The sequence below is a fragment of the Vibrio sp. 10N.261.51.A3 genome (assembly GCF_041471965.1).
Classification (GTDB): domain Bacteria; phylum Pseudomonadota; class Gammaproteobacteria; order Enterobacterales; family Vibrionaceae; genus Vibrio; species Vibrio crassostreae_C.
In genome coordinates, this window is sequence record NZ_JBFRPK010000100.1 from 1 (window position 1) to 20,499 (window position 20,499).

Genomic DNA, 20,499 nt, shown 5'->3' on the forward strand with positions numbered 1-20,499 from the left:
TTATTACCTCGCTTGGTATTAATCAAAAGAGTTGTTCTCTTAAAACACTATTGAAGGCGCCTTGGCAGAGTGGCTATGCAGCGGATTGCAAATCCGTGGACCTCGGTTCGACTCCGGGAGGCGCCTCCACTATTCAAAGTTGAAAGGCCAGCAGAAATGCTGGCCTTTTTGCTATCTGAAATTCTAAACCCTCATGCTATGTTCAAACTTCCACGTATGCTCTCTAATCAGTAGCACCACTAGGAACAAGCTATATCAGATCACTTTTGTGCCGGTCTTTTCCTTATGTAAACCTATCATTTGCTAAACAACCAACAGCATCTGTTAACCAATTGCGCCGTTTGTGAGTGGAATGAGTGGGGAATGGAAAAGGGCGACTGTCTTTTGCGTCATTAAATTCTTCATATTTATACATAGTTGCTCATGATCCTGTAACGCTTTCATGAGTTATTACACTTATTATGACCACAAATGAAAATGATTGTCATTTACTTGTGTTGCTGCTAACCTATTGTGAAACTTTACAACATCTTATTTACTGCACGAAAGTGTATATAAAACCCCGCTAAACCTTATTAAACCTACGGTTATTCGTTTACTTCGTATGATAAATCAGCAGATCTACCTCTTTTGTCCTACCCCTTTAGGGTAGTTCGATTTCGTAATTGATTTACATCATATTTTCATTTTCTTTCATAATTCATTATTCGCTCAGTTAAGAAATATATAACCTTCAGGAATTCTTATGAGCAAGATGAAGCTAGTCGTAATCGGTAACGGGATGGTCGGCCATCGCTATATCGAAGATTTAGTCGAGAAGACAGACGTTGCTAACATGGACATCACAGTCTTCTGTGAAGAGCCTCGCGTAGCCTATGATCGTGTACACCTTTCTTCTTACTTTTCACACCATACTGCGGACGAACTTTCTTTAGTTAAAGAAGGCTTCTACGAGAAACACGGCATCAACATGCTGATCGGTGAGCGTGCTATTAACGTTAACCGTGAAAAGAAAACAGTTTACTCAAGTACTGGTCGTGAAATTCAATACGACAAGCTAATCCTTGCTACAGGTTCATACCCATTCGTTCCGCCAATCAAAGGTAACGAAGGTAAAGACTGTTTCGTTTACCGCACAATCGAAGACTTGAAAGCTATCGAAGCAACCGCTAAGAATTCTAAATCTGGTGTGGTTGTTGGTGGTGGTTTGCTTGGTCTTGAAGCTGCAGGCGCACTAAAAGCTCTTGGTGTAACCACGCACGTTGTTGAGTTTGCTCCAAAGCTAATGGCTGAGCAGCTTGACCAAGCGGGTGGTAACCAACTTCGTCAAAAAATCGAACGTATGGGCGTTAACGTACATACAAGTAAGAACACGCTTGAGATTGCTCCTGAAGGCACTGAAGCTCGTAACGTAATGCGCTTTGCAGACGGTACAGAGCTAGAAACTGATTTCATCGTATTCTCTGCTGGTATTCGCCCACAAGACAAACTTGCTCGTCAAATGGGGCTGGGTATTGCACCACGTGGCGGTATCGAGATTAATGATCACTGTCAAACGACAGACAAAGACATCTACGCAATCGGTGAGTGTGCGTCTTGGAACCAAACGTTCTACGGCCTAGTGGCTCCTGGTTACAAAATGGCAACGGTAGCGGTTGACCACGTTGTTGGTAACGAAAGCACATTTGAAGGTGCTGACATGTCTGCGAAGCTTAAGCTTTTGGGCGTGAAAGTAGGCTCTATCGGCGATGCGAACGGTCGTACTCCTGGCTGTAAGAGCTACGTTTACCAAAACGAAGAACAAGAAGTTTACAAGCGTCTAATCGTTTCTGAAGACAACAAGAAGCTGCTTGGTGCAGTAATGGTTGGCGACACGTCTGACTACGGTGATCTTCTACAGCTTATGCTGAACGAAATCGACCTACCAGAACACCCAGATGCATTGATTCTTCCTGCTCATGCTGGTGCTGAAAAGCCAACACTTGGCGCGGATTCTCTTCCTGAGTCTGCTGTTATCTGTTCTTGTTTCGATGTGACTAAAGGCAAGATCGCTCAAGCGGTTGCTGAAGGTCACCACACAATCGGTGATATCAAAGCAGTAACAGGCGCAGGTACTGGTTGTGGTGGTTGTATTCCACTAGTGACTTCAGTACTAAACGCTGAACTTGCTAAAGCTGGTGTTGAAGTGAAGAACGACGTGTGTGAGCACTTTGCATACTCTCGCCAAGAGCTTTTCCACCTAATTCGCATCGAAGAAATCAAAACGTTCGATGAGCTATTAGAGAAATACGGTAAAGGCTACGGCTGTGAAGTATGTAAGCCTCTAGCAGGTTCTATCCTTGCTTCTTGCTGGGGTGAACACATCCTTAAGCCTGAATTAGTGAAGCTGCACGATACCAACGACAACTTCCTAGGTAACATGCAAAAAGACGGTACTTACTCTGTTATCCCTCGTATGGCGGGTGGTGAAGTAACACCTCAAGCACTAAGCGTACTTGCTGATGTTGCTGCAGAATACAACCTGTACACCAAGATCACTGGTGCACAACGTATCGGCCTGTTCGGTGCTCAGAAAGATGACTTACCAGCTATCTGGAAGAAGTTAATCGCTGCGGGTTACGAAACGGGTCAAGCTTACGCAAAAGCACTTCGTATGGCTAAGACATGTGTAGGTTCGACTTGGTGTCGCTACGGCGTTCAAGATTCAGTTGGCCTAGGCGTGATGATCGAGAACCGATACAAAGGCATCCGTACTCCTCATAAGATGAAGTTCGGTGTGTCGGGCTGTACTCGTGAGTGTGCTGAAGCTCAAGGTAAAGATTTAGGTATTATCGCAACAGACGCTGGTTGGAACATGTATGTGTGTGGTAACGGTGGTATGAAGCCTCGCCACGCAGACTTACTGGCAAGCGACCTAGACCAAGAAACGCTGATCAAATACATCGATCGTTTCATGATGTTCTACATCCGCACGGCTGCTCCGCTACAACGTACTTCGGTATGGATGGACAACCTAGAAGGTGGTGTTGATTACCTACGTGAAGTGATTGTAGACAACAAGCTTGGTATCAATGACCAACTTGAAACTGACATTGCTGGCCTAGTAGATAACTTTGCTTGTGAGTGGACAGACACTATCAACGATGAAGCTCAACTTAAACGCTTTGCACACTTCATCAATGCTGATGACCGTGATGAAAACGTTGTGTTTGTTGATGATGGCCGTGAACAACACCGTCCTGCGACATTCACTGAGAAACACCCTGAAGCCATTACTTCAAAGCATCAGGGCGACATCATTCACGTAGAATCTGTTTAAGGGGAGACGACATCATGGCATTTACCAAAGTTTGTAAGATCGAAGACATTATCCCAGGTACAGGTGTTTGTGCGTTGGTTGGTGGTGAGCAAGTAGCTGTATTCCGCCCAACTGAGGCTGAAGAAGTATTCGCGATTAGCAACACAGACCCATACTTCCAATCTAACGTGCTATCACGTGGTTTGATTGTTGAGCACAAAGAAGAGCTTTGGGTAGCAAGCCCACTTAAGAAGCAACGCTTTAACCTAGCAACAGGTGTGTGCATGGAAGACGAGAACTTCAACGTGAAAGCGTACAAAGCTCGTGTTGCCAAAGGCGCTGTAGAAATCTCTGCTTAATCTTCGGATGAGTAAGATTTGATAGTTCAAGGGTTCTAGTTCTCGATATTGCCTTAACTCGGCAACTAGAGCCTTTTCCTATCCAATTTTAACTTTTAATTTAAACTTTTTAAGGACAACCTTATGTCTCCTGATTACAAACCAGCTGAATTCGTTCAAACGATGATTGATGTGGGTGAAGCGAAAACGAAAACAAGTACTCGCGATCTTCTGATTCGAAGCACTATGGCTGGTATCATCCTTTCTCTAGCGGTTGTTGTTGCTATTACAGCAATGGTTCAAACCGGTATTGGCCTTGTTGGCGCACTTGTGTTCCCAGTTGGCTTCGTCATTCTAAGTGTAATGGGTTATGACCTAGTAACTGGCGTATTCGGCCTTGCACCTTTAGCGAAATTCGACAACCGCCCAGGTATTACTTGGGGTCGTATCCTACGTTGTTGGGGTATTGTTGGTCTTGGTAACCTTATCGGTTCTTTGATTGTTGCTTTCCTTGTTGCAGTATCACTAACGGGTAACTTCTCTTTAGAACCAAACGCTGTTGCTCAAAAGTTCATTGCTGTTTCTACAGGTCGTAGCCTAGGTTTTGAAAACATGGGTATGGACGGATGGATCACGTGTTTCGTACGCGGTATCTTCTGTAACCTTATGGTATGTCTAGGTGTGATTGGCAACATGACTGCACGCACAGTATCTGGCCGTGTAGCAATGATGTGGTTCCCAATCTTCATCTTCTTCGCACTCGTATTTGAGCACACAGTGGTAAACATGTTCCTATTCCCACTAGGTATGATTCTTGGCGCTGATTTTGGTATCGCGACATGGTTGAACTTCAACCTTATCCCAACAATCCTAGGTAACATCGTTGGTGGTCTATTAATGACGTGTGTTCCTCTATACCTAACTCATGCTAAAACAGCTCCTTCTCTAGGCGCTAAGTAATTAGATAGTTCTAGGTTAATGAGCAACTAATAATGTGTGTTAAGCCCCAAGCTGTTGATTTGGGGCTTTTTTGATCTTAACACTCTCTACTTTGATAACCGTGCACCTAAGGCGAGCAATGTGTGCTTGATGATGGTGCAAATGTCAGGGTTTTCCAACGTAATAGATTGTTTTGTTATATAAACTTCTATCTTGATTAGAATTAATCGTAAAGTTTTATGGCAACAACTGATAGTCTAAGAAGTAGGGATATTGGTGATTCATACAACGATGAATCGTCATACAGAATTAAGCTTGAAATATAACAAGCTAACTTTCGGAGCAAAGCATGTCAGAAGTATCGCCATCGAATGTTAAAGAAGTAAACAAAGGATTTGTTTCATTGGTAGGTGCAGGTCCGGGCGACCCAGACTTACTTACGCTAAAAGCCGCACGAGTGATTCAACAAGCAGACGTGTTGGTTTATGACCGCTTGGTATCAAAAGATATTTTGGCGATGGCTAATCCAGAAGCAGAAATGCTGTATGTGGGCAAAAAGCTTGATCATCACTGTGTACCGCAAGATCAGATCAACCAACTATTAGTGACCAAAGCGCAAGAGAACAAGCACGTAGTACGCCTAAAAGGTGGTGACTCGTTTATCTTTGGTCGTGGTGGTGAAGAGTGTGAAACGCTAGCTGAGAATGACGTGAGATTTGAAGTGATTCCGGGCATCACAGCTGCTGCCGGAGCAACGGCTTATGCGGGCATTCCGTTGACGCACCGTGATCATGCACAAAGCGTGCAGTTTATTACAGGTCACTTGAAGAAAGATGGCGAAGATATTGACTGGCAATCTCTTGCTCAGCACAACCATACCATCGTGTTTTACATGGGCTTGAAAGAGAGTCCGAACATTCAGAAGAATCTACTCGATAATGGTATGCGAGCTGACATGCCAGTTGCGATCATCGAAAACGGTACACGCCAAGAACAAAAGGTGTTTAGAGGTGGGTTACGTGATTTAGCTGACCTTGCGAGCGTCGCAAAGAGCCCAGCGCTGATTGTTGTAGGCAGCGTGGCTCAGCTCCATGAAAAACTTGCTTGGTTTAACAAACAAGCTTGATCGTTTGACCTTCTAATTGGATCTCTAAGCCACTACTGAGTCCATCAAGAATCAAATACTGCAGCGGCTGCCTTGTCGCTGCATTTCTTGTTGGCGCATCGGCATTTCGTCAATGATATTGGTGATCTGTTTCCAATCTGTTTTGCCACTCCATCGGTGCTTCTCTTTCCCGTCTTTACCAATCAAAACAGCGGTATGTGATCCTTTCGGGATCTCGTAAATACTGGTGACTGCTTCTAAGTTAAACTCTTCTTCTAACCAAGTTGGGACTGTGTAACCACTCTCAGCAATAACCATAATGACGACATCTCGTTCGTCCAATTGACAGTTATTGAGCAACACTTCATTCAGAAACTCTTTAACGATTGAATCTTCCTTTGGAGCGAAATAAATCACACTGCGGTGTGGCAAAGGCTTTGAGTGAGAATAAGCGGGGTAGGCGAGTACTGAATTGATGGTTAAGCTCATGATTATTACCGTGCTGATGGTCAGTAGTTTAAGCAAACTAAACCAGCTACCAGAGTTTGATGGTTGATTTAAAGTTTGCATCGCTTTGGTTGTGTCGATGCTTACGATCGAATTGTGTGTTTGTCGGTGCAGCATTGCCAACCTCCCTTTAAAAACTCTAAGCCTGAGTACGATTTGAACGCTACGTAAAGAAGAAGGTGAAGATCAGAACCACCTAAGAAACGCTCAAAACAAATCCACTTACAATAAGCATAGTTAGGATTACGTAAAGACACTTAGCTTTACGCTAAAGATATTAGATTTACGTTAACGATAGCTGGCAGGTTCATTTTTATTGAGTAAAGCGACTCGCATTTTACAATTGAATAGAATAGGGTATACGGAAAATCTAAAGGTATGAATTTATGGAAAACATAGCAATTTTGGTCGACGTTCAGAACGTTTACTACACGACGCGCGACAAATACCGTTCTAACTTCGACTATAACCAGTTTTGGTATGTTGCCACGGAAGGGCGTAACGTTATTGCAGCTAATGCTTACGCAATCTCAAGCCAAGATCCAAAGCAGCGTCAATTTCATCATATCCTTCGTGGTGTGGGCTTTAATGTGAAGTTAAAGCCGTTTATTCAGCGTCGAGATGGCAGTGCAAAAGGCGATTGGGATGTGGGTATTGCGTTAGACGCGATAGAACTTGCTGAGACGGTTGATACGATTGTTTTGGTATCAGGAGACGGTGATTTCGAAATCCTTGTAGAGCGAATCAAAGAGCGCTTTGGCAAGCCTGTTGAAGTGTATGGTGTTCCCGGGTTAACTGCTCAAAATCTTATCGATTCTGCATCAAAATTTGTACCGATTGAAAAAGATTTTCTTCTATAGAGGAAATCGGGCACTTTATAATTGAAATCAATAATAACGATAATTAGAATGCAAACAGTTCTTATTTATCGGTATGTGTAATGTCTCGCGTTTTAGTTGTTGATGATGATATTCAGTTGTGTGAATTACTGGGTGAAGTGTTAGAAAATGAGGGGTATCACGTTGATACTGTTCATTGCGGTGAATCCGCGCTTGAGTTTATTCAATCTCACCCTGTCGATTTGGTTCTACTCGATGTAATGCTTCCGAACCTAAGCGGCATTCAAGTAGCAAGACGTATTTGTCAGCGTTTTGCTACTCCCATTCTTATGCTAACCGCGCTTAACGACGATGCCTCAATGCTCGATGGCTACCAAGCAGGCGCCGACCAGTACATCGCTAAACCTTTCAATGTTCCTGAACTCTTAACCCGTATTAAGGTGATCTTGCGCCGAGTGGGTTTTGAACGCCAAAGACAATCTTTAGCTTCCTCTAATCACGGCTTGTGTGAACAACTCTCTCGTTTGCCATTAACTGGCACTGAAAAAGACTTGCTTGATTATTTGGTCAAAAATGACGGTATTGTCGTCTCAAAATCTGATCTGCAAATCCATGTACTCAAGAAAGAATTGTGTCCCTTCGATCGTAATTTAGATATGCATATCAGCAATATACGTAGAAAGCTCGTTCAGGCAGGTTTGTCTAAACAACATATAAAAACCGTTCGTGGTAAAGGTTACAGTTACCTAGAGTCGGTCGGAGCATGAGTAAAAAACTGCTGCGTTGCCCTGATTTTATTGCTAAGCGTAAAGACGGACTCACTTTCCAACTGTTCAGTTACCTGACCGTCATTTTGGTGAGTATTTTGATTCTGCAAGGTGTCGCAGAAAGAGCCTTGATGAAAGCGCTGCTTAAAGTGCCAGAATCGGTTAAAGCGGAGATGCTCGACCTTGCTTACCAAGCGAATGTGTTGATTGAAGAAGGGGACATGGATGAACTCGCGGACTGGGGTAATGCTCAGCAGTATTATCTGTTCGTCATTGATAAAGACAATCGTCCGATCACACATCGTCACATGCACCCACATTTTGAATTTAAGCTCAAATACTTAAGAACGTTAGATCACCAACTTAGTGATCGTGTGAGTAAGCCGATCTTCGGCCTACCACTGGATAACGGTAAAACACTGGTTATCCAACTACCGCACCAGTTTCATCCCGCAAAATCTTTTGCGCCATATTCCTATATGCTTAAAGCATTGATTGCATTGGTCGTATTGTCTCTGTTCTCGATTATCATGGCCAAAAGCCTTCAGCAACCGTTGGATAGATTGAGAGAAGCGAGCCGCAGACTGGCTCAAGGTGACTTCACGGTCAGTGTGGTGTCGGAGTTGAACTCCACCACGCGTGAATTCAACGAGCTTGCACACGATTTTGATTATATGACCTTTGAGATTAAATCTCTGGCTGAAAAGCAACGTTGTTTGATTCGTGATGTCTCACACGAGTTAAGAACACCATTAGCAAGGCAAAACCTCGCACTACACCTGCTGCGCAGCAAGGTTGATGATAAAAGCATTGGTTTGCTAGAACGAATGGAAAATGAAACAGAAGAGATGAATAAGCTGGTGGGTGAGATACTTGAATTTAGCCGCTTAGAAACCTCTCGCTATGACTCCAAGTTAAGTTTAATGCACCTTGAGCACTATTGTTCAATGTTGATCGCGCAGATGCAAAACGATTTAAAACCGAATCAAACTTTGATTGGTTCCCTAGAGACGCCGATATCAATGGTGAACGTTGATGAGAGGCTACTGCTTCGAGTCATTGGTAACTTGGTCGGGAATGCCATTAAATACGCGGGTGAGAACGCTCATGTGGTCGTGACGACATACGAACAGGTAATGGATAGACGTTACAGTGTAATATCTGTAGAAGATGACGGTGATGGTATTCCTGATAACAAGATTGCAGGTATATTCGACCCGTTTACTCGTATTGAATCAGCAAGAGACAAACGGTCTGGTGGCTACGGTCTGGGCCTTGCGATTGTTAAAGAAGCGATGGGTGTGATGAATGGACATGTAACTGCTGAGAATAGAGAAGGTGGGGGATTGAGAGTAAATCTAATGTTCCCAATCGCTGATTAGCTTCCTGCTGTTACCTGTCTTGCTCCATAGATAACTATGACTGAAAGCGTGCTAAGAAACATAGCTTAGAAATATTGCTCATAAATATTGCTTAGAAACATAGCCCAATAAAAACGCCACTGCATCTGCAGTGGCGTTTTTCTTTATGCGCTTTGGTATGGGCTAGGCGTAGCCATTAATTACGCCTGAGCTTGAAGACAAGAGCATAAGATAAGCGAGACTATGCATGTTGGCGAGCTAGCTTAACTTCTTCTTCTTTCTCACCTGCTGCTGGGTCGTTGAAGCGAGACTCGTCTAGAGCGCCTTCAGACTTAGCAACGATGATAGATACGGCACTATCACCTGTGATGTTTACAGCGGTACGAATCATATCAAGAAGGCGGTCAACACCCATGATTAGAGCAATACCTTCAAGCGGCAGGCCAACTTGGTTCAATACCATCGCTAGCATAACAAGACCAACACCAGGGACACCTGCAGTACCAACAGACGCCAGTGTCGCCGTTAGGATAACCATTAGGTAATCACCCATTGAAAGGTCGATGTTGTACGCTTGCGCGATAAACGCCGTCGCAACACCTTGCATGATTGCAGTGCCGTCCATGTTCACAGTTGCACCTAGTGGTACTGTGAAAGAAGCGACTTTGTTGTCTACGCCCATACGGTTCTTAGCCGTTTCCATAGTTACTGGAATTGTTGCGTTCGAAGATGCTGTTGAGAATGCAAACATGATTGCATCTTCCATCTTACGTAGGAACGTAATCGGACTAAGACCTGTGAATCCTTTAAGCATCGCACTGTAAGTCACCAAGCCATGCAACAGCAGGGTACCAGCAAGCACTAAGAAGTATTCTGCTAGGTTCCAAATTGCACCTAAGCCAAGGCCAGAGAACAGTTTCGCCATCAAGAAGAATACGCCGTAAGGAGCAAGGTTCATTAGTAGCGCAACTAGCTTCATGATCACTTCGTTTAGATCAGAGAAAACTGCAGCGATACGTTCACCGGGTTTGCCCGCTGCACTGATTGCGATACCAAACAACACTGCAAATACGATAACTTGTAACGTTTTGCCCTCAGCCATCGCCTGAATAGGGTTGGTTGGGAACATGTCGATGATTACTTGGCCCAGAGAAGGGGCATCCGCTGATTTGAAAGAGCTCGCAGCAGTAAGATCCGCACCAGCTCCAGGTTGGAACAGGTTACCGATAGTTAATGCTAGAGTGATGGCAACGGCAGTAGTACCGATATAAAGTGCAAGCGTTTTGCCACCCATACGGCCAAGAGTTGATAAGTCTTTAAGAGAACTTGTACCGCACACTAGTGAAACGAAGACTAGAGGCACAACAAGCATTTTTAAACTGGCGACAAAGATTTGTCCGCCCACTTCAAAGAGTCCGTTAACGATGTAGTTGTTAACAAATCCGTTGTCTGCAAAAAGGGATTGAATGGCGAATCCCGTTAATATACCTACGACCATACCGAGGATTACTCGACCAGTCAGAGACATAGGTTTCTTGGTATTCATTTAGAACACTCCTTATTATTTATAACTTTGATACCTTTTCAAAGTGAGCAGGAGATTAGCAGTCGGATAATCAATTCGAAAAACAAAAAATGAGTTTGGAATTATAGATGTGATCAAAATCACTGATAATTGTGTAAATTAAACAAATAAAAACAAAATAATTCACTATTAATTTACATCTATCGAGGGTTTTATACATAAATTTGTCGTTTCAAAGGTAGTAAATAAGAAGAGATGATTTTCTTATCAATCTTCTCGTCTTCAATTGACTGAACAAATACCGTTGTTTCAAAAAATTCGGTGAAGATAACCAGTCGATTTACGTCCATGAGCCTTAACTATTTGTATTGAATGGTTTTGTTGAACTCCTCAAATATGACTCACCGACAGGCCTTTACAAAACTTTACGAATGCAAAGAATGTAAATTTAATGCAAATGGTAATAGTTATCACTTATATTTACTCCCGAAATAATTCAGTGGTACCGGCAACGGTTCAGCGAACACATCGAATAAATAACAAAGTGTTCGTCTAAAAGAATAAAAGCGGAGTAAAGGACATGTTTTCAAAGAGCCCATTGGCTTTAGTGATCGGCGCAGTATTAGCTTCACCAGCAGTATTGGCAGAAACAGTAAAAACAGACGAGCATATGGTTGTTGAAGGTCGTGACTACGGTTATAAAGCCGACACGAACACAACAGCAATGCGCATGGAGGCGACTCAATTAGAGACTCCGGGACAAGTTTCAGTAATCGATGAGCAAATCATCGATGAACAGCGTGCAACAACGCTTGGTGACGTGCTTAAGAATGACGCGAGTGTAAGTGCTGGCGGTACAAGCCGTAACCGTGAACGTTTCTCTCTACGTGGTTTCTCGGTAGAAAGCTCTTCGGGCTTCCTTAAAAATGGCCAGCAACATTGGTCTCACTACCGTCAACCAATCGAACTGCTAGAGCGTGTTGAAGTACTAAAAGGACCTTCTGGTCTTCTTTACGGTATTTCTGCACCAGGTGGTTTGATCAACATGGTAAGCAAAAAGCCAACTTACGATACGCAAGTAAGTGTTAGCCAAGATATTGGTTCTAATGACCATTCTCGTACAACGGTAGACGTAAGTGGCGCTTTGAACGACGCTGAAACTCTACGTGGTCGCGCGATTCTATCTAAAGAAAGCTACGGCTCTTGGAGAACTTATGGTGACGGAACTGAACCACAAACAGAACGTTTTGTTGGTGGTGTATTCGTTGATTACGATGTAACTGAAGACGTGACAGTTTCTGTTCATTACGACAAAACTAACGACGAAGGTAGCGTAGATTCTGGCGCTTTATACACGCTAGACGGCAACCGAGTAGGTAGCGACAAGCACATCTGGGATGCACAGTGGTCACAGATCGAGAATGATGTTGAGAACGTTGGTTTTGATATTGCTGCTAACCTGACTGATACATGGTCATTAAAAACAGGTTTCAACTACCAAGATTTCGAACGTATTGATATGGAAAGCTACCCAAGCTTTTCAAATATGAATCCTGATGGTACGGGCACCGTGACTCAAGGCGGTAACTACCGTCATGATAAATGGCGTTTCAGAACGGCTTACGTTGATCTAACAACAACCGCTGATCTTGCGGGCACAGAGCACCAACTATTATTCGGTGCTAACTGGTTAGGCTACAGCTATTACCGTGGTATGGATCGCTTCAGCAGCGCTGAATACGTACCAGATGCAACAGTACCAGCGCCGTCAGTGGGTCCAACATCGCTAGGTAAGATGAGTACTTACGATACTTGGGGCTTCTACATCCAAGATTTGATTACTATTAATGATGAATGGCAAGTTCTTGCGGGTGCTCGTTTCGACCGGAAAGTAAGTGATGGCGTAGCAGAAGAAAATGTAGCGCCTAAGCTTGGCCTGATTTACCACCCAGCATCAAACGGTAGTATCTACGCTTCTTACTCTGAAAGTTTCGAACCACAAGGTGTTGTGTCGAGCGGAAGCCGCAACTACACCAACGATGGCGAACTTCTTGACGCAGCAACGGGCGTGTCTTACGAAGTCGGTACTAAGTGGGAACTGATGGACGAACGTCTATTCGTTTCTGGTGCGGTATTCGATATTACCCAAGAAAACATTTCAATGGATGTAGAAGACACTTCATCAGGCGATTGGACGAAGACACAAGGTGGCGAACAAGTTCACCGTGGTGCTGAGCTAGCCGCACAAGGCTTTATTTCAGAGCGCTTCTCAATGTCTGGTTCTGCAATGTACTTAGATGCTGAAATCACGAACCATGAAACATATGAAGGTAACCGTCCAGTAGACGTACCTGAGTTTGCAGCAAGCGTTTGGTCTACCTATGCAGCAACAAACGAAGTTGATGTGAACCTGGGTCTTATCTACGAAGGTTCTCGTTACGGCGATAGCGCGAACACATTCAAGAAAGACGGCTACGCACGTGTAGATATGGGTGCTGCATACACGCTTAAGTACGACGATTCTCTTGATTTCGTAGCGCGTCTAACAGTCGAGAACGTATTTGATAAAGAATACCTAGCGGGTGGCGGTTCAACATCTTCAAACCACCAATTTGCTGAAGACGTAGTAATCGGCGAAGGCCGTAACTACATGGCGACTTTACAGGTAAAATACTAATTTGTTAATAGGGTACTATTGTTAGCCTAAATACTAAGGGGAAAGTTTCGGCTTTCTCCTTTCGTGATTCTGCTATTCAGTAAAATATCCCTAGTAATGCGAGTGACTTTTAATGATAATGAGAGTGCTTATCAATAATAGTATTTATCAATAAAATGTATTTGACCTTCTTCTATAGTAAATGACTACAATTATGAATCTTTTAAAAACTAGCCTAGCGCTTGCCATCAGTTTGGTTGCAACGTCTTCTATGGCAAACAGCTTGGATCAAGCTCAATCAATTCAAAACAAGACCAATAACGCGTCGGCTTCGAGCCAAAAGGTTATTGATAAAAGATCACAAGCGACTTTAATGCTGCAAGCTGAGATTGAGCGTCTGCAAGAAGAAGTTAAAAACCTAGAAATCTATCACGATCACCTTGCTGCATTAGTTGAGAGCCAAAACCAAGAAGCTCAAAGCATTGAAGAGCAGATCGAAGAAATCAAATACACACGCCAAGGTGTTGTGCCATTGATGTATCAAATGATCGATGGTCTTGAACAGTTGGTAGAGAAAGACGTGCCGATTAAGAAAGAACAGCGTCTAGAAAGAGTAGAAAAGCTACAAGCAATGATGACTCGTGCTGATGTGAGTGATGCTGAGAAGTATCGTCGTATCCTGGAAGCTTACCAAATCGAGATGGACTACGGCATCAAGCTCGGTGCTTACCAAGGCCGCGTTGCATTGAGCAACGACAGAACGATTGAAGCTGACGTGTTGCACCTAGGTCGTATCTCTTTGGTGGCTCGTAACCTAAATGGCAGCCAATATTGGTCTTGGAATCAAACACAAAATCAGTGGCAAGAGCTAGATTCTTCAATGAAATCTGAGCTAGATAAAGCTTACGACATTGCAAGCCAACAAGCGGCGCCAAGCCTAATTACTTTACCTGTTTCTTTAACTGTTGCGGAGGTTAAGTAATGAACTTAAAGCCATTAGCAGCATTGCTTTGCATTACATCACTTTCATTTTCAGCTTTCTCTGCATCAGATACGACGGCTCAGCTAGTTAATAAAGCAAAATCAGAGAGTCGAACTCAAGCTTCTCACAACGTAGTGCGTGAAGCTGATTTCAAAAAGACAGAACAAGAACTGAAAGCGATCAAAGCTCAGCTTGAAGCGAAGCGTACGTCTATCCAAGGTGCGACAGATGTTCTGACTCAAACGTTCAGTGATAACGAAAACAAGCTTGCTCGCTTAGAAGAGAAGCTGCGTTTAGAAACCGGTAGCTTAGGCGAGCTGTTCGGTGTCGTTCGTCAAAACGCAAAAGAACTCGGCGCAGAGCTTAGCTCAACCGTGAATAGTGTTGATCGTGCTGAACACACTGCAACTGTTGATCAAATCATTGATGCTAAATCACTGCCTTCAATGCCACAGCTGACCGGTTTGTGGATGAGCATGGTTGAACAGATCCAAGCGAGCTCTGAGCTTAGCAAATCTCAAATTGCATTCATTAATGGTGAAGGCAATACAAACAAGGTTGACGCTTACCGACTAGGTTCGATTGGTCTTGTGACAGAGCAAGGCTATGTTAACTGGAACACTCAGCGTGAAGATGCGATCGCTTACCTTAAGCAACCACAAAATGGTCCAACGTTAGCGTCACTTTCTTCGTTAGCGAATGGTGAAGTATCTAACGTGGTTGTCGATCCTTCTCGCGGGTTTATGCTAGAGCAATTAGCACTTACGCCAAGTTTAACTGACCGTCTACAAGCGGGTGGTGTGGTTGGTAAAGTGATTCTTGGCCTACTAGCTATTGGTCTAATCATCGCATTAGTTCGTGGTGTCTCTCTTGCTATCGCACGCCAGAAAATTCGCGCGCAACTTAAGAACCCTGAGCAAGCGGGTGATAACCCACTAGGTCGTGTTCTTGCGATGTACAACAAGGAACAAAACCAAACGGTTGAAGCGTTAGAGTTGCGACTTTTAGAAGCGGTAGTTGATGAGCAGACTCACCTAGAGAAAGGTCTATCGATGCTTAAGCTATTGGCGGCACTAGCACCAATGTTGGGCCTTTTAGGTACAGTAACCGGCATGATCGAAACATTCCAAGTGATCACTCAGTTTGGTAATGGCGACCCTAAAGTTATGGCGGGTGGTATCTCGATGGCGCTTGTAACTACGGTACTTGGTCTGGTTGCGGCAATGCCTCTTCTACTGGCACACAACATTCTTAGCACTCAAGCAGAAAACATTCGCAATATTCTTGAGAAGCAAGGTATTGGTCTTGTTGCTGAGCAGGCTGAAAAGACCGTTGAATCAAACGCTGTTGTTTCACCAGTTGGGACTGCTGCGTAATGGATATTTTGTCGGGTTCTCTATTACCAGCGAGTTGGTTAACGAGTGACTGGCTGCTGTCTTTATCAAGCTTTATGGAGCAGGGCGGTTTCGTCCTGTGGTGGCTAGCGGCTGTCGTCCTAGTGTATTGGGTGCTTGTGGTAGAACGTGTGCTTTATCTTGCGTTCTACTTTCCTAAGCAACGCCAAGCTTGGATAGCGAAATGGCATGAAAGAGAAGATCACTCTTCTTGGCATGCCAAAGCCATTCGTGAAGGTTGGTTAGGGCAAGCGAGTATCTTGCTTAACCAAAACTTGAATTTTATTAAGCTGTTAGTCGCTATTTGCCCGATGTTGGGCTTGCTAGGCACTGTAACCGGTATGATCTCTGTTTTTGATGTTATGGCGACACAAGGCAGCAGTGACCCTAAATTGATGGCTTCAGGTATCTCGTTAGCAACACTGCCAACCATGGCAGGCATGGTTGCAGCGTTAGCGGGCATGTTCGTTCACGCTCGCTTAGCGAAAGTATGTAACCGCTTAGAATTGAAATTAGAAAAATCTTTAAGGAGTCAACGATGAGACTCGGTCGACGTCATTCTAAAAACGAAGAGGCTCAAATAGACCTTACTTCGATGCTTGATATTGTCTTTATCATGCTTATTTTCTTTATTGTGACCAGTTCATTTGTTCGTGAGTCAGGGGTGGAAGTCAATCGCCCACAAGCTTCTAACGTAGTAAGCCAAAAGGATGCAGGCATCTTTGTTGCGATTACTTCTGCAAACGACATTTTCATCGACAAGCGTGTCGTAGATGTTGAACGTGTCCAAGCGACGTTAGAGCACTTGTTGCTAGAACAACCTGATGCTTCTTTGGTTATTCAAGCGGATGAACACGCTTACAACGGTACTGTTGTTAAAGTGATGGATGCCGCGAAAGGTGCAGGTGTTAAAAACATTGCGCTTGCTGCTGATAAGCGATGATCTTGGAGGATCTTCATAAATGATTCGCCTATTTCTTGCTTTACCGCTAGCGGGCGCGTTGGGCTTAGCGCTGTTTTCTTTCATGGCTTGGATGGTCGATAATGGCCACCAACGTTCACCAGACGATAGCGAGACGTTAAGTTTCAACATGGTAATGGTGGAACAAGAACAAGAAGTTCAAAGTAGACAACGCGCAGTCCCTGAAAAACCAGAAATGCCAGAGCCGCCACCGGAAGCGCAAACGTCTCAGTCACAAGCTGAAGTTACGCCTCTGAATTCGATGTCTTCTTTGCCTTCATTGGATTTGAACACATCCATTGATGGCTTAGCGATTAACGCACCGACATTCTCTGATTTTGGGTCAAACCAACAAGCAATGCCTTTGTATCGAGTAGAGCCTCGTTATCCAGCGAAAGCGCTTAAGCGTGGAGCTGAAGGCCATGTGATTATGTCTTTTACTATCGATGAAACGGGACGTCCAATTGACATTCAAGTCACTGACGCAAACCCACGTCGTATGTTTGAACGTGAAGCGATGAGAGCACTTAAAAAATGGAAATATCAACCGAAAGTCGTCGATGGAAAAGCGATAGCTCAGGTTGGTCAAACCGTGAAACTAGAGTTTAAGTTGGCAAAATGATGAAACATATATGGATATTAGTGGGCTTGTTGTTAATGCCCCTTACAACACAGGCACAAGAGCTAACCCAATATACTGCTATTCGTGTTCAAAAGGCGCATAAGCTTGCTCAAGATGAACAGGTTAAACAGGCCATTGACGTACTAGCAGGTTTAGAGCTTTCTAAGGGCTACGACAAAGCGTACGTAGCTCGTATGCTAGGTGTTTTTTACTGGCAAGATGGCAAAACCGATAAGGCGATTAAGCAGCTTACATACGCCGTCGATACCAATTTGCTGGTGGATGAACAAGCTTGGATAACGAAGCGTATGCTTGCGGATCTGTTATTAAACGATCAACAGTTCAAAAACGCGCTTCCACATTACTACGAGTTAGTAAAAACAGCGCCAGAGGCAGAAAAGAAAGACGTGCTTTGGATGCGAATTGCACAAGCGGAATACCAAATCGAAAACTGGTCGAAAGTCCTAGTGGCCATCGGTAATCACGACAAGTTCAATTCAAAACCAGAGTTATCACCTCTATCGCTAAAACTGGGCGCACAGCTTCAGTTAAAGCAGTGGAAACAGTCGATTCCTACACTGGAAAGCTTGATTGAACTTCAACCCGAGAAAGATAACTGGTGGCGTCAACTGGTTGGTATTCAACTTAGGTTAGATCGTAATCGTGATGCATTGAACACGTTAGCACTGGCTGATCTACAAGGTGTTGAGCTGAAGAACTCAGATCGCCGCTTGTTAGCGCAGCTTTACGCGAAACGTGGCATTCCAGAGCGCGCAGCACAAGAAATTAGTAAGTTAGATGATGCGAACAGCGATGTTCAACTTCTGGCTGAGCAAGCAACCTACTGGCAGTTAGCGAAAGAGTGGGACAGTGCTATTGAAGTGTGGACGTTAGCGTCTAGAAAAGACACGCAATATCATTGGAATGTGGCTCAGTTACTGGTTCAACAAGGTTACTACGATCGTGCTCTGGTTGTTTTGGATAAAGTGAAAGACAAGAACAAGCAAGCTGATGTTGCTTTAGCGAAAGTACGTTCATGGTACAAGCTAAAGAATCTTGATAATGCTCTTGCTCAAGCGAAACGTGCGAACAACATTGAGCCTTCTTCTGAGGCAAAAGGTTGGATTAAATATCTGACTCAGCTAAGAACAGTGAGTGATAACGGCAACGTCTAACTGCGAATAGCACAACAGAAGACAAGAGAAAGTAATATAGAGAAAAGGGTGTCATTTGATGGTTCAAATGACACCCTTTTTAATTTTGGCGGTTAAAGCTTTTTGAACTTTATCGTTCCAATGCGGCAGTTAAGGCTCGCACATCGTGCCGCTGGACGTAGCACTTTGAATCACGCCGCTGGTATCAGCAACCCAATTAATGGTGCAGTCACGATAAGGGTTTTTGAATGCGTGTACTGTATAACCATTGTCTAACGGTTTCTTGGTTTCAATCCAAGCATAGTTTCGAGACGCCCAAAAACTGATAGGGCGTGACCGTTCGGTGAGATAACGTTCTTGTACATCGGTTATGTCTGAACCGATGTATTCTTGAATATGTTCTTCCGTGCTGATTATTTGGCTGGTGCACGCCGTCACTAGCGCAGCAAAAGCCAAAACAAAAATACGCATTTCAAATCCTTTTAAGCTTCATTAGCTATCATCAAACCAGTGATCAAATAGTCCCAACTTTCTATCCTTAAAGCTACGACTGTTACCTTAAACCCATCTCAATCAAGCATGTTGAGATTGAGCTTTTTTGAGCTTTGACCCTGTTATCAATAACCTCTAATAAAACGAATCAAATCCCTTTAGTACACGTTAGCAAGAATATGCATACAGTTCGATTACTTCCCATGTAATGTTATGTAAATTTCCTTACGCCACTCGGCAAACGTAAACAATGTAAATTGAATGCCAATACGAATGATTATCAACTAAATTGTCGTCATAAAATTTATAGGTATTGGTTTGTATGTCGTTAAAAAGTAGGGCGGTTCAGTCATGGGCTCGTCGACTTCATGTTTATATTTCTATGGCGCTTCTGTTCGTGGTTCTTTTTTTCTCAGTAACCGGTATCACCCTGAACCGACCTGAGTTATTTGAATCAAGCCAACCCAATATCCAACGCTCTACGCTAACGCTTCCTACAAGTTTATTTACGGTTCAAGACGGACGTTTAAAAGCTGACGAGACAGCCTTTGAAACGTTTCTGTTCGAAGAAGCCAACCTCTCCGGCGTTCCTTCTGGTTTGGACATCTATGCAGAGATTGAAGATGGTGAGTTGCTCATCGGTGAGGTATCTATGGACTTCAAAGGACCCGGCTACAACGCTTCCGTTTTTGTTGACGTTACGTCTGAGTTTGTAGAAGTCGAAACCACTAATTACGGCGTTATCGCATTGTTGAACGATCTGCATAAAGGTCGTAACAGCGGTGAAGTATGGAAATGGTTTATCGATATCACTGCGCTATTGATGATCTTCTTTGTGCTTACTGGCGTGTGCTTACTGTTACCTAAGAAAAAGACGCTTAATACTTCCATCAAATGGACGGTGTTTGGGTCTGCAATCTCATTGGTTATCTATTTTGTCGCCGTGCCTTAACGCTTGATTCGATTGATGAATCGGATTGAAGAGCGAACTTAAGGTTAAACGGATTTAAAAGGTTGTTAAAAATGAAAAAAATGAACTGGAGCAAGGCGCTTCTTGCTTTATCTCTTTTGCCAAGCCTAGGTATGGCACAAGCGATTCCTGATACGGCAAAACTGGATGTCAGCTTTGAGCTTCCAAAGATTGATACCTCTATGTATGCACGTCCTTATGTGGCGGTGTGGGTAGAGAATAGCGAACGAAAGTCAGTGAAAACCATCGAGCTTTGGGTCGGTAAAGACGAATGGCTTAAGGATCTGCGCAGCTGGTGGAGAAAGGTTGGCCGTTACGATCGTGAACTGGTTGATGCTGTGACGTCTGCAACACGTCCTGCTGGCCAGTACCGTTTCGTGTGGGATGGTAAGAGCGACAGCGGTGAAACGTTAGAACAAGGCGAGTACACGGTTCATATCGAAGTGGTTCGTGAACACGGTGGCCGTAATTACCTTCGCCAAAAAGTATCACTCGCAGATTCAAACATATCTTACGAATTAAAAGCAACGGAAGAGACGGGTGAAATCACCCTGAACTACATCGCTAAATAGTAAGTGCGAACAGTAAC

Annotated in this window: 19 protein-coding genes and 1 tRNA gene; 17 read left to right on the forward strand and 3 right to left on the reverse strand. The window is 43.8% G+C overall.

All coding sequences use genetic code 11. The features are described from left to right. Positions 1-55 precede the first annotated feature (55 nt). The 5 genes from AB4371_RS20680 (at position 56) to cobA (ending at position 5,701) form a co-directional block, all read left to right on the forward strand. A tRNA-Cys gene (locus AB4371_RS20680) sits at positions 56-129 on the forward strand. Positions 130-745: 616 nt separating this feature from the next. Next, positions 746-3,319: a nitrite reductase large subunit NirB gene (nirB, locus tag AB4371_RS20685; RefSeq protein WP_017071488.1), complete on the forward strand. Its 2,574-nt coding sequence runs from the start codon at positions 746-748 to the stop codon at positions 3,317-3,319. Between the two features lie 14 nt (positions 3,320-3,333). Beyond that, positions 3,334-3,657, forward strand: a complete 324-nt coding sequence (gene nirD, locus AB4371_RS20690) for a nitrite reductase small subunit NirD (RefSeq protein ID WP_372072930.1) — start codon at positions 3,334-3,336, stop codon at positions 3,655-3,657. Positions 3,658-3,780: 123 nt separating this feature from the next. Continuing rightward, positions 3,781-4,596 (forward strand): formate/nitrite transporter family protein, encoded by an 816-nt coding sequence (locus AB4371_RS20695; RefSeq protein ID WP_017062558.1) that lies wholly within the window; start codon positions 3,781-3,783, stop codon positions 4,594-4,596. Between the two features lie 328 nt (positions 4,597-4,924). After that, positions 4,925-5,701, forward strand: coding sequence for a uroporphyrinogen-III C-methyltransferase (gene cobA / locus AB4371_RS20700; protein WP_372072932.1), 777 nt, complete (start codon positions 4,925-4,927; stop codon positions 5,699-5,701). Between the two features lie 51 nt (positions 5,702-5,752). Here cobA and AB4371_RS20705 read toward each other — a convergent pair whose 3' ends face one another. Beyond that, positions 5,753-6,250 carry a DUF4174 domain-containing protein gene (locus AB4371_RS20705; protein ID WP_050546503.1) on the reverse strand — a complete coding sequence of 166 codons (498 nt, stop codon included), beginning with the start codon at positions 6,248-6,250 and terminating at the stop codon, positions 5,753-5,755. 323 nt (positions 6,251-6,573) lie between these two features. Between AB4371_RS20705 and AB4371_RS20710 the strand changes: the two genes are divergently transcribed. The 3 genes from AB4371_RS20710 to AB4371_RS20720 all read left to right on the forward strand — a co-directional run bounded on the left by AB4371_RS20710 (position 6,574) and on the right by AB4371_RS20720 (position 9,175). Further along, positions 6,574-7,047: an NYN domain-containing protein gene (locus AB4371_RS20710; RefSeq protein ID WP_010429860.1), complete on the forward strand. Its 474-nt coding sequence runs from the start codon at positions 6,574-6,576 to the stop codon at positions 7,045-7,047. Positions 7,048-7,127: 80 nt separating this feature from the next. Further along, on the forward strand, positions 7,128-7,793 hold the full coding sequence (locus AB4371_RS20715; RefSeq protein ID WP_017062555.1) for a response regulator transcription factor: 666 nt from the start codon (positions 7,128-7,130) through the stop codon (positions 7,791-7,793). Next, on the forward strand, positions 7,790-9,175 hold the full coding sequence (locus AB4371_RS20720; protein ID WP_136979549.1) for a sensor histidine kinase: 1,386 nt from the start codon (positions 7,790-7,792) through the stop codon (positions 9,173-9,175). The genes AB4371_RS20715 and AB4371_RS20720 overlap by 4 nt, the downstream gene beginning before the upstream one ends. Before the next feature lie 220 nt (positions 9,176-9,395). Here the strand turns inward: AB4371_RS20720 and AB4371_RS20725 are convergent, their stop codons facing one another. Next, positions 9,396-10,700, reverse strand: a complete 1,305-nt coding sequence (locus tag AB4371_RS20725; protein ID WP_136978244.1) for a dicarboxylate/amino acid:cation symporter — start codon at positions 10,698-10,700, stop codon at positions 9,396-9,398. 559 nt (positions 10,701-11,259) lie between these two features. Between AB4371_RS20725 and AB4371_RS20730 the strand changes: the two genes are divergently transcribed. The 7 genes from AB4371_RS20730 to AB4371_RS20760 all read left to right on the forward strand — a co-directional run bounded on the left by AB4371_RS20730 (position 11,260) and on the right by AB4371_RS20760 (position 18,469). Further along, complete coding sequence (locus tag AB4371_RS20730; protein WP_372133458.1) at positions 11,260-13,356, forward strand: TonB-dependent siderophore receptor; 2,097 nt, start codon at positions 11,260-11,262, stop codon at positions 13,354-13,356. A gap of 193 nt (positions 13,357-13,549) precedes the next feature. Then, positions 13,550-14,317: a DUF3450 domain-containing protein gene (locus AB4371_RS20735; RefSeq protein ID WP_372150602.1), complete on the forward strand. Its 768-nt coding sequence runs from the start codon at positions 13,550-13,552 to the stop codon at positions 14,315-14,317. Then, positions 14,317-15,693 (forward strand): MotA/TolQ/ExbB proton channel family protein, encoded by a 1,377-nt coding sequence (locus AB4371_RS20740; RefSeq protein WP_102394360.1) that lies wholly within the window; start codon positions 14,317-14,319, stop codon positions 15,691-15,693. The genes AB4371_RS20735 and AB4371_RS20740 overlap by 1 nt, the downstream gene beginning before the upstream one ends. Beyond that, the gene (locus AB4371_RS20745; RefSeq protein ID WP_010429842.1) at positions 15,693-16,253 is read left to right on the forward strand and encodes a MotA/TolQ/ExbB proton channel family protein; all 561 of its coding nucleotides are present in this window, start codon (positions 15,693-15,695) and stop codon (positions 16,251-16,253) included. The genes AB4371_RS20740 and AB4371_RS20745 overlap by 1 nt, the downstream gene beginning before the upstream one ends. Continuing rightward, positions 16,250-16,654 (forward strand): biopolymer transporter ExbD, encoded by a 405-nt coding sequence (locus AB4371_RS20750; RefSeq protein WP_004739212.1) that lies wholly within the window; start codon positions 16,250-16,252, stop codon positions 16,652-16,654. The genes AB4371_RS20745 and AB4371_RS20750 overlap by 4 nt, the downstream gene beginning before the upstream one ends. Before the next feature lie 19 nt (positions 16,655-16,673). After that, the gene (locus AB4371_RS20755; RefSeq protein WP_372150603.1) at positions 16,674-17,294 is read left to right on the forward strand and encodes an energy transducer TonB; all 621 of its coding nucleotides are present in this window, start codon (positions 16,674-16,676) and stop codon (positions 17,292-17,294) included. Then, positions 17,291-18,469 (forward strand): lipopolysaccharide assembly protein LapB, encoded by a 1,179-nt coding sequence (locus AB4371_RS20760; protein WP_102320786.1) that lies wholly within the window; start codon positions 17,291-17,293, stop codon positions 18,467-18,469. The genes AB4371_RS20755 and AB4371_RS20760 overlap by 4 nt, the downstream gene beginning before the upstream one ends. Before the next feature lie 129 nt (positions 18,470-18,598). Here the strand turns inward: AB4371_RS20760 and AB4371_RS20765 are convergent, their stop codons facing one another. Beyond that, positions 18,599-18,919, reverse strand: coding sequence for a hypothetical protein (locus AB4371_RS20765; protein WP_017067850.1), 321 nt, complete (start codon positions 18,917-18,919; stop codon positions 18,599-18,601). Between the two features lie 343 nt (positions 18,920-19,262). Between AB4371_RS20765 and AB4371_RS20770 the strand changes: the two genes are divergently transcribed. After that, entirely contained in the window at positions 19,263-19,892 is a 630-nt protein-coding gene (locus AB4371_RS20770) for a PepSY-associated TM helix domain-containing protein (protein WP_017062546.1), read from the forward strand. A 71-nt stretch (positions 19,893-19,963) separates the two neighbouring features. Then, positions 19,964-20,482: a DUF2271 domain-containing protein gene (locus AB4371_RS20775; protein ID WP_017062545.1), complete on the forward strand. Its 519-nt coding sequence runs from the start codon at positions 19,964-19,966 to the stop codon at positions 20,480-20,482. The last annotated feature ends 17 nt before the right edge of the window (positions 20,483-20,499 follow it).